The sequence below is a fragment of the Cryobacterium sp. TMT2-14 genome, from assembly GCF_004402465.1.
Classification (GTDB): Bacteria; Actinomycetota; Actinomycetes; order Actinomycetales; family Microbacteriaceae; genus Cryobacterium; species Cryobacterium sandaracinum.
The window spans coordinates 132013-148239 of record NZ_SOFV01000001.1 but is presented as its reverse complement, the minus strand read 5'-3'; the positions used below and the strand labels follow the sequence as shown (position 1 = coordinate 148239).

At 62.8% G+C, this 16227-nt stretch carries 13 protein-coding genes and 3 pseudogenes; 12 read left to right on the top strand and 4 right to left on the bottom strand.

Features of this window, described 5'->3' with window-relative positions:
• Nucleotides 1-24 precede the first annotated feature (24 nt).
• On the top strand, nt 25-1245 hold the full coding sequence (locus E3O28_RS00750; RefSeq protein ID WP_104102218.1) for an MFS transporter: 1221 nt from the start codon (nt 25-27) through the stop codon (nt 1243-1245).
• Between the two features lie 665 nt (nt 1246-1910).
• Here the strand turns inward: E3O28_RS00750 and E3O28_RS00745 are convergent.
• A complete protein-coding gene (locus E3O28_RS00745; protein WP_134415010.1) occupies nt 1911-2144 on the bottom strand; it encodes a hypothetical protein in 234 nt (77 codons plus the stop codon).
• A gap of 393 nt (nt 2145-2537) precedes the next feature.
• Between E3O28_RS00745 and E3O28_RS00740 the strand changes: the two genes are divergently transcribed.
• From E3O28_RS00740 to E3O28_RS00705, 8 genes and pseudogenes are all read left to right on the top strand, one after another.
• Complete coding sequence (locus tag E3O28_RS00740; protein WP_134415009.1) at nt 2538-3308, top strand: hypothetical protein; 771 nt, start codon at nt 2538-2540, stop codon at nt 3306-3308.
• A 260-nt stretch (nt 3309-3568) separates the two neighbouring features.
• Nucleotides 3569-4039, top strand: a complete 471-nt coding sequence (locus E3O28_RS00735; protein WP_166785893.1) for a class F sortase — start codon at nt 3569-3571, stop codon at nt 4037-4039.
• 337 nt (nt 4040-4376) lie between these two features.
• Entirely contained in the window at nt 4377-4658 is a 282-nt protein-coding gene (locus E3O28_RS16785; protein ID WP_104101852.1) for a hypothetical protein, read from the top strand.
• 344 nt (nt 4659-5002) lie between these two features.
• Nucleotides 5003-5806 (top strand): annotated as a pseudogene (locus E3O28_RS16780) (magnesium transporter CorA family protein).
• Between the two features lie 179 nt (nt 5807-5985).
• Nucleotides 5986-7049: pseudogene (locus E3O28_RS00720) on the top strand (magnesium and cobalt transport protein CorA).
• A 244-nt stretch (nt 7050-7293) separates the two neighbouring features.
• A complete protein-coding gene (locus E3O28_RS00715; protein ID WP_241972949.1) occupies nt 7294-9141 on the top strand; it encodes an amino acid transporter in 1848 nt (615 codons plus the stop codon).
• Between the two features lie 153 nt (nt 9142-9294).
• A pseudogene (locus tag E3O28_RS00710) lies at nt 9295-9615 on the top strand (hypothetical protein); the annotation flags it as partial.
• A 1188-nt stretch (nt 9616-10803) separates the two neighbouring features.
• Entirely contained in the window at nt 10804-10998 is a 195-nt protein-coding gene (locus E3O28_RS00705; RefSeq protein ID WP_134343049.1) for a hypothetical protein, read from the top strand.
• Nucleotides 10999-11105: 107 nt separating this feature from the next.
• Here the strand turns inward: E3O28_RS00705 and E3O28_RS00700 are convergent, their stop codons facing one another.
• The gene (locus E3O28_RS00700) at nt 11106-11432 is read right to left on the bottom strand and encodes a hypothetical protein (RefSeq protein WP_198411513.1); all 327 of its coding nucleotides are present in this window, start codon (nt 11430-11432) and stop codon (nt 11106-11108) included.
• A 426-nt stretch (nt 11433-11858) separates the two neighbouring features.
• Here E3O28_RS00700 and E3O28_RS00695 point away from each other — a divergent pair, with 426 nt between their 5' ends.
• Both E3O28_RS00695 and E3O28_RS00690 read left to right on the top strand, forming a co-directional pair.
• The gene (locus tag E3O28_RS00695) at nt 11859-12260 is read left to right on the top strand and encodes a VOC family protein (protein ID WP_134371906.1); all 402 of its coding nucleotides are present in this window, start codon (nt 11859-11861) and stop codon (nt 12258-12260) included.
• 844 nt (nt 12261-13104) lie between these two features.
• Nucleotides 13105-13992 (top strand): hypothetical protein, encoded by an 888-nt coding sequence (locus E3O28_RS00690; RefSeq protein ID WP_134415006.1) that lies wholly within the window; start codon nt 13105-13107, stop codon nt 13990-13992.
• 359 nt (nt 13993-14351) lie between these two features.
• Here the strand turns inward: E3O28_RS00690 and E3O28_RS00685 are convergent, their stop codons facing one another.
• Together E3O28_RS00685 and E3O28_RS00680 are read right to left on the bottom strand one after the other, a co-directional pair.
• A complete protein-coding gene (locus tag E3O28_RS00685) occupies nt 14352-14555 on the bottom strand; it encodes a hypothetical protein (RefSeq protein WP_134415005.1) in 204 nt (67 codons plus the stop codon).
• A gap of 44 nt (nt 14556-14599) precedes the next feature.
• Nucleotides 14600-15265 carry a hypothetical protein gene (locus E3O28_RS00680; RefSeq protein ID WP_134415004.1) on the bottom strand — a complete coding sequence of 222 codons (666 nt, stop codon included), beginning with the start codon at nt 15263-15265 and terminating at the stop codon, nt 14600-14602.
• A 229-nt stretch (nt 15266-15494) separates the two neighbouring features.
• On the opposite strand from E3O28_RS00680, the gene E3O28_RS00675 reads away from it, so the two are divergent.
• Nucleotides 15495-16184, top strand: coding sequence for a phosphoribosyltransferase family protein (locus tag E3O28_RS00675; protein WP_134415003.1), 690 nt, complete (start codon nt 15495-15497; stop codon nt 16182-16184).
• Nucleotides 16185-16227 lie beyond the last annotated feature (43 nt).

Sequence of the window (16227 nt, the reverse complement as noted above, 5' to 3'; positions counted from 1 at the left end):
GAGAGGCGGGTAATGGGCACACCGATGGGCTCGAAAATGACTGCACGGCAGAAGGCACACCACAGCAAGGGTGTGAACCTCACCCTCGCGACTCTCACCTCCGTCGTGTGCTTCTGGGCGTGGACGAGTGTCTCGCCGCTCGGCATCCGCTATACCGAGTCGATGAATCTCTCGTCGGCCCAGACGTCTGTACTCGTGGCGATGCCCATACTAGTCGGATCGATCGGCCGCATTCCAGTGGGCGTGCTCACCGACCGATTCGGCGGACGCCTCCTATTCACACTGGTACTGCTTGCATCCGTCCCCGCCCTCTTGCTCGTCGCGCTTGCCGGAACCCTCAACGCATTTGCCTTCCTGGTCGTGGCAGCGCTGTTGCTCGGCGTAGCCGGAACCGTGTTCGCCGTGGGAATTCCATTCGTGAGCCAGTGGTACCAACCATCCCGCCGAGGCTTTGCAACCGGCGTCTTCGGGGCAGGGATGGGCGGCACCGCAGTGTCGGCCTTCTTCACTCCACGTTTGGTGGAATGGCTCGGATACGTTCCAACTCACCTCATCATCGCGACGCTCCTCCTTGTCACCGCAATATGCGTATGGACACTTATGGCAGAGGCCCCCGGATTCACGGCCAGCACTGATCCATTCCTTCCCAAGCTCACCGCGGCGGCGCGGCTCAGCGTGACGTGGCAGATGAGTTTTCTCTATGCGCTGGTCTTCGGCGGATTCGTCGCTTTTTCCACCTACCTGCCCACGTATCTCCGCCAGATATACGATTTCGACCTCACTGCCGCGGGGACACGAACGGCTGGGTTTGCGGTTGCCGCCGTTATTCTCCGCCCCATCGGCGGAATTCTTGCCGACCGCATCGGTCCGAAGCCAGTGGTAATCGGGTCGCTGGCGGCGGTGGCCGTTCTCGCTTGGGTGGTGAACCTCCGTCCCGATGGCGAGATCCCCGCCGGCCTCACCTTTGTCGCGATGGCGTCTGCACTCGGTCTCGGTGCTGGGGGAGTGTTCGCCTGGATCGGGAGGAGCGCACCGCCCGCCAGAGTGGGGGCGGTGAGTGGCATCGTCAGCGCTGCCGGTGGGTTAGGCGGATACTTCCCGCCACTGGTGATGGGGGCCACCTACAACGCTGCGGAAAACAGCTATGCGATCGGACTAATTCTCCTCGCTGGTACCGCTCTGGCCGCTCTGATTTTCACGATCCTTTTTGTGAAAAACCGACCGTCTGCCACCACGACTCAGTGACATTTCCAAAGACCTACGCCCGCTCGTTGGTGTCGCCCGTCGCGTTGTTTGACGGTGGCGGGGTCACCGTCGGTGACGTCGACCGGGTTTGTTAAAGCCTTGTCGGAAGTTTCCGGTGCGAGGTGGATGGCGTGACGGCGTGGATGGTGTCGTTGGCGAAGTGTGGGTTGGACTGGCCGGCAGCTTCAAGGTGCTGCGGATGTAATCGGTCGTATCGGCTGCGTTCATCCCGATCATTGTCCCGGGTGGAGATGTTTCGGTCTGGCGCTGGGAGCACCGCGAGTTTGAGCTCACCGACGCCGAAGTGTGTGCTGCCCGATAAGGCGTATCGCGATGTGCGATCCGGTGTCCATGTCGACGTTTGTGAGCATGCGGAGCATTTTGAGGTGGGTGTTGGCGAGCAGGTGTGCCTCACCGATGACGAAGGATATGAGCTAAGTAGGGCATCCGGTCCGCGAGCGATGTTGTGATGCAGCGACGTAATTGGCGCTTAGAGACTGGCTTCATGACGCTCTGCCAGCGAGCGCCCGGGTCGACCTTTGAAGGTCCGATTAGCTCTGGCAACTCGAAGTCCACTGGTGTGACAGGCCCGATCGAGGAGTGGCGCCGGCGGCGGTGCCGCGACAGAAGTCTCGGCCAAGGGTGGTGGCGGTGGTGGAGGTCTTCTATTTCTTCGGACAGATCTCGCCATCGTTAGGCGTTTCCTGGTCGTGGCGACAGTTCTTCGGGAAATGATTTCCACCCCCAATCGACGCCGGCGATGGCGGACGGCCGATGTCGACGAGGCGGACCATGCGGGTGATGGTGAAATTGATCTCTATTACGCCAATCGATTCATACGCCTGGACCTCGTATTCGATGCTTTCTGGTGGAAGAAGGTCGACGCTTTTTTCGAGCACGCCCTGTCCATCTTCAGATCCGCGTCTTTTTGCCGTAGCCGCTGCAGCTCGGCCCCTTCAGACTCCATCACTTCGGCCCGTCGGGTTTCGTTGAGCGCCTTGAACGCGGTCACCATGCGGCCCAGGGTTGCCTCGTCGACTCCGCTCTCGGGTGACGGTCGCGACCGTTTTGCCGGTGGTGATGATCAGCTTCACGGCCTCGTCTGCTTACTCAAAAGTGAACTCTCGACGTGTTCTTTCCAGAGTAAACAGTGTGTCCTGTGAGTTGTCGGCCACCAGGGCCAGGGCCACTCTTGACATATAAGGCCTGTACGCACAAACTCAACTGAAGAATACTCTTTTATGTTTTCGCTCCGATATGTTTTCGAAACTACCTCCTAGTAAGGGACTTTGATGAATAAGAAAACAGCAGTGTTTTTTGTGCCCGCGTTTGCTTTAGGTGTCGCCGTATTGACGAGTGGTCCAGCCTTTGCAGCCACTGGTGACGCGTCCTACCAGGGGACGCTCGATGCGATCAACGGCAGCAACGGCAGCGGCACCATCTCCGTTGTGGTTTCCGGTGATCAGGCCACAGTCACCCAGACCGTCAAGGGTCTGGCCGAGACCTTCGACGGTAAGCCGTACCCGCACGTACAGCACATCCACATCGGTGCGAAGGGGGAATGTCCCACCACGGCAGCTGACACCGATGGAGATGGTGTGATCAGCACGACCGAAGGTCAGCCGTCCTACGGAGAGATTGGCACAACGTTGTCCACGAGCGGCGACACGAGTCCGGCGGCCGGAACTGATCTAACGCTTGCCGGGATGGGTGCAAACTACGACTACAACCGAACCTTCACTCTGGATGCCGCCACCGCGGCCTCGCTGGAGGCAGGCACGGCGGTTGTGGTGGTCCACGGGCTAGACCCGGCCACGTTGACGAAAGCAGCACAGGACGCAAAGAGTGACTTGGTTCCGAGTCTGCCCTTGGCAGCAACGTCGCCGGCTCTGTGTGGCGCCCTGAGCGCGTCGCAGGCGAACATGCCTGACGGTGGCGTGGAAACCGGTGGTGGCAGCACTTCGAGCGGTGCTGACATGGGCCTTCTCGCCCTCGGTGCCGGGGCCCTGACCGCGGCAGGTGGCGCGGTGATGATTCGTCGGCGTCTTGCCGCACGAGGCTGAGATCGGTTTGATCCCCGGTGATTATCCCGGCTGAAAAGCGTCGCCGCGGTAGCCGTCTGGCTACCGCGGCGGCGGTTCTGCTCTTCACCGTCGGCTGTGCGGCGATCGGTTTCGCCCTGTGGGGCAACCCTCCTCCTCCACGGCCGCCTGCCTCGGCTGCCGTATCAGCCCCATCGCAGGAGTCCGTCTCCGTTACACCCTCACCGGAGCCCATCTCAGATCCGCCGACTCCGCGGGTTGACCAGGTTGTCGGCCCGACCTTGACCGACTCCGAGCCCACTCAGATCAATGTCCCCGCGATTGAAGTGGACTCTGTCCTGATGCAATTGGGACAGAATCCTGATGGCACGGTGCAGACGCCGTCGTTGGACGAGGCCTCTCCGGCCGGCTGGTACACCGGTTCGCCCACCCCTGGCGCGATCGGACCTTCCGTCATTCTGGGTCACGTCGACTCCAGGGTGCAGGGGCGCGCGGTGTTTTACCGACTTGGCGAGATGCGTCCCGGCGACGAGATTTTGGTTACCCGAGCCGATGCGACAGTGGCGGTATTCGTGGTCGACGGAGTGGAGGAATACCCGAAAGATGATTTTCCGCAGTTCGCCGTCTACGGCAACACCGATCATGCGGGATTACGGCTGATCACCTGCGGTGGAGAGTTCAACGAAACCACTCGTACGTACCCAGATAATGTTGTTGTCTACGCCAGCTTGGTGTCCAGCCATGCGGCGTAGCAGGACAAAGACGCGTATCAACAGGCCCGACTGGCTGCTTGCGATCGCGGTGGCTTCCACGGCTTTGCTGGTTGGATGCGCCACCACCTCCTCCGGCGCCGTGAACACAATGGCCCCCGGAATGTCCATGCCAGGCACGTCGGCCTCCCCGACTCCGCAGTCGAGCTCGGCAGGCAGCGCGGAGGCAGGACCGTCCGCAGCATCACAGATGATTTGTGGCACCGAAACACGCGACAACATCACACGTGCGCTAACTCTCGCCGCCCCGCCACACTCCGTCGACAGCTGGATCAATCGCCAATACACCTGCACATACCATCTGACTGATGGAGAATTCGTGATCTCGGTGCAGGAATCCTCGGACGCAGCGTCTGCCCGCAGCTACTTCGACACAATGCAAGGAAACCTTGCCCCAGTCCAACCCATTGAAGGACTCGCGAATCTCGGATTGCCTGCTTACGAAACCACAGGCGGCGTGGTCGTCTTCCTCAAAGACAACATGACGTTACAAGTTGACGCCAGAAAGTTGACGGATAGGGTCGGGCCGCATGGCGTCACCCGCACCGCGTTTTCCTATCAAGTAGCTACTGCCATCCTGGGCTGCTGGACCGAACACTAGTCCGGCCGCGCGTCGAGTTAGCCAAGCCCGGGCCGCCTATAGCGGGACTCGCGTCCTATGATCCAGCCGGGGGTTGGTGGGGATCTGTCTGGCCACCAGGGACTGGGTTCTTGCGCATGCCAGAGGCGTAACAGTGCGAAGACCATGCCGTTTGGAGAGGGATAGTCGCCCAATGCACCTTCGTGAATCGCGAAACGGGGTCCCAGAAGATCACGGGTGTACATGGTTGACTATGCTGTTTCCACTCTTCGTACCCGCTGTTACCGTGATGATGTCCTCATCGACGAGAACTTTGCGCTGGCCGATGTGTCCGAACATCTTGAGTTGCCCAACTCCATGGTTTGGTGGACTTCTGTACCCCGGATGGTGCCGACCTCGCACTATTCACCGAGGAGCTGGGTTTGCACGAGTTGGCCGTCGAAGACGCCACGAAACTGCGTCAGCGGCCGAAGCTCGATCACTATCCCGATCACTCGTTTTTGTCTGCTTGCGCTGTCGGCTTCGATCCGGCCTTAAAAGCGGTTACCACCGACGAGATTGCCGCCTTCATCACGGCCCGTGCACTGGTTACCGTGCACAAGGAGGAGAGCATCGATTTGGACAATGTGGTTGCCAGATGGGACTCTTTCCCGGACTTGGCGAAGCATGGTGTCGCCTTCCTTTTGCACGGACTGTTGGACTAACTTGTCGACGGGTACTTCGAGGCGGTAGACGCCCTCGACGAGGAGATCGAAGAGCTCCAGAACCAGCTATTCGTGCCCTCGGCCGACCAGGAAGCCCTGCAACGGAGTTCTTTCGCGCTCCGGAAGAGCCTGGTAACGCCTCGGCGGGTGATCCTACCGATGCGCGAAGTGGTGAACACGCTCCTCCGTCGCGACCTTCACCTTGTGGCCGACGAGATGGGTCCTTACTGTCAGGATGTCTACGACCATGTACTGCGCGCTATGAAATGGACGGAGACCCTGCGCGACCTCGCCACGAGTATCCTCGAAGCGAATCTGGCCCTCCAGGGAAACCGGCTCAACGTGATCACCAAGAAGGTGACGGGACTGCCATCATCGCCATATCGACGGCCGTCACCGGCTTCTACGGCCAAAACGTGCCCTACCCCGGGTTTAGCGAGATCGGAGGCTTCTTCAGTTCGGTAGCGTTTATCGTGGGCTTCTCCACGCTGTTGTTTTCTCAAACGCAACGACTGAATCTAGGATCCTGACCCGCACTCACGTGCGGTGCTCTCCCGCCCCATCCTGATCGACGCCCTGATTGCACGCCGTCTTTGGGCTCTGCTCACACACTTTCTCGCACGACTGAACGGTGGGTCACGACCATGGCATTGATTGACAACGGCATCTACTTAGCCGGACACCGCGCGGAGAGCCCCCGCAGCCGTGAGGAAACGTACCAGGCCCTCCGCGAGAACGCTGGCATGGCGTGGATCGGACTCTACAGACCGGACGCCACCGAGATACGTTCGGTTGCCAGCGAATTCGATCTCCACCCGCTGGCCGTCGAAGACGCCCTGACCGGCCATCAACGAGCCATGCTCGAGCGGTACGGATCCACGTTGTTCCTCGTCTTGCGCCCCGCACGATACATCGACGAGAAGGAAGAGGTGGAATTCGGTGAGCTTCACCTCTTCATCGGCGAGGACTTTGTTGTCACCGTTCGCCACGCCGAATCGACGACCCTCAGCCGGGTCAGGCACCGCCTCGAGGCGAATCTCCCGCTTATCGCGAAGGGTCCACAAGCCGTGCTGTACTCCATCCTCGACGAGGTAGTCGATGACTATGCACCCGTCATCGCCGGACTCGAGAACGATATCGACGAAATCGGAAACCAACTCTTTGACGGCGACCCCAGCGTCTCCCGACGCATCTATGACCTCTCCCGGGAAGTTATCGAGTTCCAGCGCGCGGTGCACCCCTCCTTATCGGGATGCTCCAAGCGCTCCTCCGCGGCTCGGAAAAATACCAGGTCGAACTGGAGCTCCAACGTTCCTTCCGCGACGTCTTGGACCACGCCATCCGCGTCGTCGATCGAGCGGACTCATTCCGCGCCATCCTACAAAACGCACTGACCGTGCACTCCACCCTGGTGAATCAACGGCAGAATGACGAAATGCGCCACATGTCTGAGACGAGCCTCGCTCAGAACGAACAGGTCAAGAAGATTTCCTCCTGGGCGGCCATCCTCTTCGCCCCAGCCCTCGTCGGCACGGTCGACGGCATGAACTTCGACTTCATGCCCGAACTGCACTGGACTTTCGGATACCCGATCGCACTCGGAGAGATGGTCTTCCTTGGCGTTGCCCGGTACGTGGTCTTCGAGAAAATAGTGGCTGTGACCCGCGCTCGAGGCCGACAGCACTTCGAGCTCAGATCTTTGCCCTGAGCGTGCGGCGCTCGCTCGTGTGTGGCTCACAATAGAGGTGTTGTTCGCATTCGATAGATCTGCTCGCACCCTCTAGTGACCGGCGCGGGCGGGATGGAAGATCACAGTGGATTCATTGGACGTTCCGGTCATCCCGGCGAGCGTTGCCAGCCCCGTCCGTTCGGGAGCGCCAGCGGGCAGCCTTGTGCGGTGGCTGCTTCGGAACCGTGTGCAGCCCGTCGGACCGGAGAGCCACGAAGACACGGTGACGAAGCGTCCCTGGTGGATGGTCATGTGTCTGACGGGCGTCGACTACTTCTCGACGTTGTCGTACCTGCCGAGCATCGCCGTGCTGGCTGCCGGAGCACTGGCGCCGTTGGCGACCCTGCTGATCGTTGCACTGACCCTGCTGGGGATGTTGCCGATGTACCGGCGGGTGGCGAAGGAGAGCCCGCACGGCCAGGGTTCGGTGGCGATGCTCGAGCGGCTCCTCCCGTTCTGGAAGGGCAAGTTCTTCGTGCTGGTACTTCTGGGCTTCGTCGCAACGTCCTGGATCATCACGATCACCCTGTCGTCGGCGGATGCCACGGTCCACCTTCTTGAGAATCCATATGCGCCCAGCTTCCTCGAGGGGCATGCCGTGACGATCACGATCGTCCTGCTCCTCACCCTCGGCGGCGTCTTCCTTCTCGGTTTCAGCGAAGCCGTGGCGGTTGCCATCCCGCTGGTGGCGGTGTATCTCACCCTAAACGCCGTCGTCATCGGCGTCGGCCTCTACGACGTCCTCACGGAACCAGCCGCTCTCGCCGGATGGACAGACGCCCTCACCTCCCGCAGCGGGGGGTTCGGTGATCTTCTCGGTCCCGCCATCATCGCTTTCCCGCTGCTCGTGTTGGGTCTGTCCGGATTCGAGACCGGGGTGAGCATGATGCCCCTGGTTGCCTCGGCAGGGAAAACCACCGAGGAGCGCCTGGCTTCACGCATCCGCAACACCCGCAAGCTCCTGACCGCGGCGGCCCTCATCATGAGCGCCTACCTCCTCTCGAGCACCTTCGTCACCACCCTCCTCATCCCCGAGGAAGCTTTCGAAGACGGTGGCGAAGCGAGCGGCCGCGCACTGGCCTACCTGGCCCACGAACTCGTCGGAAACACCTTCGGCACCGTCTACGACGTGAGCAGCATCCTCATCCTGTGGTTTGCGGGGGCGTCCGCGATGGCCGGCCTGATCAACATTGTCCTGCGCTACCTGCCGTCCTACGGCATGGCCCCCGAGTGGAGCCGCGCCGTGCGCCCCGTGGTTCTCGTCTACACCGGCATCAGCATCCTGATCACGATTGGCTTCAACGCCGACGTCAACGCGCAGGCGGGCGCCTACGCCACCGGCATTCTGGCGATGATGGTGTCCGGAGCCGTCGCCGTCACGATCTCGGCGATCCGACGCCACCAGCGCCGAGCCAGTGTCGCATTCACCATTCTGACCTTAATCCTCCTGTACGCCCTGGGCGAGAACATCTTGGAGAAGCCAGACGGCATAGCCATTTCTGCGTTCTTCATTCTGGGCATCATCGTCGTTTCACTCGTATCCCGAGTTTCACGCACCACCGAACTGCGGGTGGAAACGGTCGAACTGGACGAACAGGCGCGGCGCTTCATCACCGACTCGCTCGCCTTCGATGGCGCGTTGAACCTGATTGCGAACAAGCCGAAGCCGGGCAAACAGACCGATTATGCCGGAAAGGAGACGGCGCAGCGGGGGATGAATCCCGTGCCGGGTCGCGCTGACGTGCTGTTCCTGGAGATCGAGGTGGTGGATCCGTCTAGTTTCAGCGAGACGCTCCATGTTCGCGGTGAAGAAGTCAACGGGCTTCGGGTGCTTCGAGCCCAGAGCCCCGCGGCTCCGAACGCCATCGCCGCCATCCTCTTGGCATTGCAGGACGCATCCGGAGTGCGACCTCACGCTTACTTTGAATGGTCAGAGGGCAACCCCCTAGGGCACCTCCTGCGCTACCTCCTCCTCGGCCAAGGAGATACCGCACCCGTCGTGCGCGAAATCCTTCGCCAGAGCGAAGCTGATCCGGCCCGCCGACCCGGAATCCACGTCGGCGGCGGCTGACGGCGCCCCGTACGGCGACGGTTCAGAGAAATCTGCACGGTCGGGAAATCGTGACTCACGCAGGGCCGTTCGTCTCCCCGTCGAGCCAGAGCGTATCGGATGCGTCGTTGTGGACGGTGCCGGTGCCCACCTGCCTGGTGTCGATTTTGTCGCGGCGCATCGGGCGTGGCCTTCAATGACGGCAGAGGGTTCACCTACTCGGCCTTCGGCTACCCGGCAGCGGCACCGTTCACCGGCAACACCCTGCAGTCCTGCTCCGGCACCGCCACGGACTCCCCATACGCCCAGTCCGAATCGCAGGGCATCCCCTGCGACATGACCGGTGGAACATCCGGCGGCCCGCGGTTCATTGGCAGCGGTTCGGCCGGCTATCAGAACTCGGTCAACAGTCTCGGCTACAACAACGTCGCGAACACCATGTTCGTGCCGTACTGGGGATCGGTGATCGAGAGCGCCTGTGCTGCCGCCGCCTGAACCTGACCGGAATGACGAACCCGGCTCCGGAGGCGTCGCGCACGAGAATCTGACCGCGGACCCGTCCGACGCCGAATGGGACGAAGACCGGATGCGCGCGGCGCGACCACGAGCGATCCGTCTCAACCCGGACGGCACTCGACTTCGGATGAAGTACCGGGGCAACCAGAACCGACGGACGTACAGTAGAACCACCTGCGGGACAGCACCGGCAAGTCGGGGGTCCGCCGCATACCGCGGTGTGCGGCGGACCCGTGCTGTCATCCGGGGTCGAGGCCACGGGGACAGCCAGGGAGCCGATCGCAACCTCTCACCTTGTTTCGCAGCGGTGACAGGGATCGGGAACCGTCGAGGATCATTGACTGCTGAGGGTCTGGGAATGGCTCGAAGACCGCCCGCTTGATGAGGCGGTGCGCATCGAGGGTCGCAAGGAGCCCCCACGAGAGTGGCATCGGCACGAGGAGATCGACAACCGCTTGAGCGAGGATGCGGCCAGGACCCACGCGGAGCTGTCGGTCGAGGGTTATCAGAGCGTTCGTTTGCGACGTGCTGAGGGGTGCCTGGGTGTAGGGAGCGCGGTTCGTGTCGGACCGGAACAGGGATGAGTAGTCCTCGGTGGCCACGGATGCGTGCTTCGCCAGGGTGACCCGCGCGACCGGCTTGTGGCGCATCGACGTCTTCAGGTCCGTCTCGTCATAGCTCCTGCCCGGGAATAACTCGAACGACGCCGAGTACCAGAGATGTTGACCATTGCTGGGATGATGCCGAGGAGTGCGAGCACGGCGATGATCTTGCATGAAGAGTGTGATCAGAATCGGCGGGCACGTCAGGAGAAGAAAAACTAGGAAGGCCGTGGCGATCGGGTTGGCGAGATCAGGCTGTCGTCTATCCCGTCAATTGCGCGCCCAACCACGCTGCCAATGAAGGCCGGCGCGGCAGCGGCAACCGTCGGACCCCATCAAGTCTCGGCCCGGTATTCGCTCGTCCCGGCTTGATCGCGATGGACGCAAGGCCCGAACTCAAGGCGCATCTTGTGAAGATCCCATGACTTCATCGTGCACCCTCGACCGGGAGATGCGTAATTCCCGTTTCGTGCTGGTCGCTGACGAAAGCGATGGGCAGAGTGCGCAACTTTCGGTGACAGCAACGCCTTGATAGGCAGCTCCCGACGGTGCCACACTGGAGACTGTGAACCTCAACGATGAATTGCAGGCCGTCGAAAAAGTGGTGGATCGACTCACGAAACGATTCCCAAATGTGCCACGGTCGAGCGTTGAAAGAGCTGTCCGCGAGGAGCATCAGAACTTCTCCGGCCGCCCGATACGTGACTTTGTTCCCGTTCTCGTCGAACACGGGGTCAAGGAACGCTTACGCAAACAGTGAGCCACGGTTCAGCGGGATAGTGCGCGACCACCAGTGGTGCCCGTTGCGCCTTACTGGACATCCCGGATCATGAACACCGGGAAGTCGGCTCCTATGGTTTCGAATGCCTAGACTGGCTCCGACTGATCGACCGGAATGTGCGGTCGGGCGCCGGGTGCTTGCGCCAGGTATGACTTGGTAATCGGTGCGCGGGCATCCGCGCGAACCTCTTCAAGTAGCACCGGTCGCCTGCGCCCCGCGTGGATGACGGCGCTCCCATTCGCGGCCCGCACATTGCGCACCCACCGCGAGCCCTGGCCCAGCATCGAAACCACGTACTCACAACCTTCGTAGCGGGCCACCACGAGCGGCAGGGTGAGCAGGGTGTGCGACTTCGGATTGACGGTCTCGAGGCTTACCGCGCCGTGGCCAACGATACCGAGCGAGAACACCATCGCGCTTATTCGGTTCAGGAAACGCGCCCACCGGTTCGGGCGCCCGCCGGCGTACATGCGCCGTAACGAGTCTCCACGGATCATGTCGGGTCGCCGCTGATCTTGAAGTGGGTGTTGTGCACGAATTTTGGCCTGAGTGGTGTGCCTCTCTCGTTTTCCGACTGACACCATCGTTGCGGCTGTGTCGCTCGGGCGAGCTGACAGTACCATCGCATCATGGCGCGACCATTGCCAGTGAATAGCCGATACCGAAACCGTAGAGGACGGTACACCGTCGCCGATCTTGATGACGTGCACCAATGCCAGGGCGCGACCGCGGCCAAGGGATGTCCTACTTCAGCGAATCGACGATCACCAGCTCGATCAGACAACGAACCCTCACAGCGTTCTAGCGATCGGTGGTAGGTCGATCTGTATGCTTTGCATATGACGGCGCCGCAGATCTATGTCACTTTCCCCGGTACAGCGCGCGAAGCGCTCCGCTTCTACGCGGATGTTTTCAGTGGAGAGCTCACCCTGCATACCTACGAGGATTTCGGTCGCAGCGACGGCCCGCCCCACAACATAGCTCACGGAGTGCTCGAGGGCGTAGTTGTATTGATGGGATCCGATGCAGCCGCAGGTGAAAAAAGTGTTCGGCTTGATGGCGTCAAGCTCTCATTGCTGGGCGCCGCCGAACCGGAAATTCTCCACGAGTGGTTTGACAAACTCGCGATGGGCGGCCAGATCGTTGACTACCTTGCCCCAAAGCCTTGGGGTGCTTCGGATGGCCAAGTCATCGACCGTCATGGACTGCACTGGCTCATCGGATACGAACTCGGGCAATGAGCGGCCCACAACGCTCGATCGTGGAGAGCGACAAGGTCCTCGTGAGGATCGATCTGGATGTCCCTCCCTGTTGAACCCCTCCGACAAGTGTTCTCGATCGCTGCTGATCTCCACCGAGCTTGCCCCCTGTCGCCCTTTTGGAGTGCCTCGAAGCGGATGCCGTGCCCGGCCCGTCCGCGGCGGCCCGACCGGTCCCGACCGGACGTGCTCGCTGTCAGAGACCTGATCACCAACGGTGGCCAACAGTAAGTCGTGATCAACGCACCGGCTGTCCGCGAGTGCCCACCCGCATATGGGCGTCGAAGCCGGGCAACTTATTGCATCGGGTGCACCCCGTATTTCGCCTCGAGCGTGGCATCCGTCACAATCTCTGGCCTGGATATGCCGCGACAGGTCTGGCAGCGCATCACGCCGGGTCAGCGAAGTACCGACGACCACGGCGAGAGGCACCCAAAGCCTGAGCGAGGCTGTGAAGTCGCGAAGCCGAGGGGCGCCTGACGGCAGGCTGAGAGCTTAGGGCTGCGAACTCCACACCTAAAGTTCCCTCAAAACAAATCTGCCGAAGTTCACCTGTATCACCCCGTTACGCGGACAACGAGTTGTCCTGACTCGAGCCTGTCGACGTGCACCGGCATCGGTGGCGGCCAAGTACGGATGACTTTGCCAGCTATAACTGAGCATCTGTCCAGAAAGTGAGTGCAAGCTGGAACTTTCGTCCATGCGGCTTCATCTGGCCGTGAGTCCACCGATCAAGGTGCGCCGAGGATCGTGTAGCCCGGCCGCATCGCATTTGGAAGTCATGCGCTCTGCTTCACCCCGTTCACCTCTGACCGCCCGGCGAGAAATGAACGCCAAACGTAGACGTTCGCGCACCAGATCCGTCGCTGTCGGCACCGGAGCAGCTCTCGGTCTCCTCGGCCTGATCATGGGAATCGGTGCGGTGTCACAGGCATCCGCGGTAAATTCTGCCGGCATCGCCGCGACGACGGAGCTCTCCGAAAGCACCGGTTTGCATCACGAGCAGCTCAGTGTCTACTCCGCCATAGCCACAAAAACCGCCCATGACCGGGCGGAGAGCACCCTCAGTGACGCCGGAACGGTGATCACGGCCATGGCGAACAAGGTGGATCCGACCCCACTGGCGTCATCCGTCGCCGCGCTCGGGGACTACAAGTCGTTGGAGACGGACACCGTCATCGAGCTCACCGAACAGACTCAGGAGGCGGCCGACACGGCCCGTTCGGCTGTGGCCGAGGTAGACCGAGCCGCCGCCGAGGCCGCAGCAGCGGCCGCCGCCGAGGCCGCTCGCGCCCAGGCCGAGGCTGCCGTTCAGGCTCAGGCTCAGGCGGACGCCCGGGCCGCGGCCGCGGATGCGTCGCGCGATTCCGCTCCAGCTGCTGAGTCCCAGCCCGACGCCGGCGGCAACACGCCCGCCGAGGCGAAGGCGACGGCCCGGGCGATGGCAGCCTCCAAGTACGGCTGGGGCGAGTCCGAGTTCTCCTGCCTCGTACAGCTCTGGAACAAGGAATCCGGCTGGTCGTACACGGCCAACAACCCCAGCGGCGCCACCGGAATCCCTCAGGCCCTGCCCGGGAGCAAGATGGCCACGGCGGGATCCGACTGGGCCACGAACGCGACGACGCAGATCTCCTGGGGTCTCGGCTACATCAAGGCCGGGTACGGCACCCCGTGCGGAGCCTGGGCGCATTCCGTGACCAACAACTGGTATTGACCGCACCTGACCTGACCCGACCGGGGCAACGGATTTGGGGGTGAGCCGCAGGTCGAGGTGGAGGGTCATGCTCCTGGCTGCTCCACAGTCGAACGAGTGGAAGGCTCAGTGTGCGTTGAGGCGGGCCCCTGCATCGATCGTCGTGCGCGGTGCGCGAGCCGGGGCCCCCGCACGCCGCTGACTCTGGCGAGCGACCTCACGCAGGTCCCACAGATTCTCCCGGGTGACGGAGACAGTCGGGCATCACCTCCCCATGCCGGACCCCTGCACCGGGGTGCCATCCAGCAGTGACGCATCGGCGAGGATGACCCTGCCGGGGTGCACGGAGAAATACCGGGGGAGCCGGTCGAGTTTGGCGGTCAGGTCGACCAGCAGGTCACACTGATCCGACCGCCGCACGTCGGCGGCCAGCTCGGCCTCCCGTCGACGGCGCGGCGGAAGGCGCGCGCGACGATGCGCCATGGCTGTTTGGCGATCGCGTCGATCATCTCGCCCAACAGGCTCAGGGCCAGGGCCAGGCCGGCGTATCGCGAGGTGCCCCGGCCGCGGTAGGCGTTCGTCATCGACATCAGGCTGACCCGGTCGGCGCCAAAGAAACCTGTGCGAGTCAGCCGACTGCTCCCGGCCGTCTGCGTGCGATGAAGAACGGTCGCACCGACACCAGGTAGAAGGCGACGAGCGCGGCCAGCAACCCCGATGCGGATGCCCCGACGGCGACGCTCCAGAGCAGCCGGGGCCCGTTGCCGGGCACGATCACGCCGGTGATGTCGGCGTTCACGGGCGGCTCCGTGGGCATCATCGCCGGAGTCGGCGTGCTGGTGTTCTCCGGCTCGTTGGTCGTTCCTGCGCGCTCGTCTGAAGCGGGAGCAGAGGTCGGGGCTGGATCCACGTTCTTGGCAGGTGGGGCTTCCGACGGTGCCCCCGCCGTCGCCGACGGTGGAACGACAGCCGGCGTGGACTGTGGCCCGGCCGAGGGGGCCGGCTCTGCCGGGGGAGTGGTGGCGGGTTCCTCTGGTGCTGGCGAGGGGAACTTGGTCGGAGTGAGAGTGGGAGGGGGCGGCGGCGTCGGTGTCGGTCCGGGGGTGGTTTCACCCTCGGTCAGGGCCACACACTGTGACTCCCCGTCGACATCGACGATCGGCACGGTTTCGCCCGGGCACTCGTCGGCGGAGACGCGCGTCGCACTCGGCATCACGGTGCCGAGCGTCAGCAGGAGAGCGATCCCGGCCGTGAGCCCGGTCGCGGCAATCAGGGTGGTGAGTCGTCGATACACAGCTGATCCAGGTTCCGTTCGATGGTGCCGTGATTGTTCTGGTTGAACCGAGTCTGCCCTCGGTCCCCGGACGCGTCCAGTGCCCGGGACCACCGAAGTGGCATGTGTGCCCGTCAGCTCGAATCGGGTCGCCGCGCCTGAGCCCCGGGCGGCCCTCGACAAAGCCGAGGGTCGGCGGCAGAATCGGACGAGGCGGACCCGCAGGAGGTATTCGCCGGGTGGGAGCCTCATGTTCACGAATCGGAGCGAGGCCGGCCGACTGCTGGCCGAACCACTGATCGAACGACTGACCGAGCTTGAGGCGCACGACCCGGTGGTCTACGCCCTCCCGCGGGGCGGTGTGCCTGTGGCGATCGAGGTCGCTCGGCGCCTGCATGCCCCGCTGGACCTCATCCTGGTGCGCAAGATCGGGGCCCCGGGCTATCCGGAGGTCGCGATGGGGGCGGTCGTCGACGGTGCTAGTCCGCAGGCGATCGTCAATGAGGACGTGCTCGCCGCCACCGGGGGCGACTCGATGGGTTTGGCCCGGGCCCGCCGTCGCGAGCTGGCCGAAATCGCACGACGTCGCACCCTCTACCTCAATGACCGCCCGCAGATCAGTCCGCGGGGCCGTGTCGCCGTCGTCGTGGACGACGGCCTCGCGACGGGAGCCACGGCCAAGGCAGCCCTCGCGGCCCTGAAAGGGCAGGGCGCCGCACTCACGGTGCTCGCGGTCCCGGTCGCACCCGCCGAGCTGCTCGGGGAGATGCGGCAGTATGCGGATGTCATCGTCGTGCTGCACGCCCCGCAGGAGTTGTGGGCAATCGGGCCCTTCTACACCGACTTCCACCAACTCTCAGACAACGAGACCGTCGCCCTGCTGCAGGAGGCGTGGGCTGAGGCCGACGCCACTCCAACGACAGACGGCCGGACGAACTGACGGTCATATGACGGATGCTTTTCCCGCCGGCACGGTCCCGAAC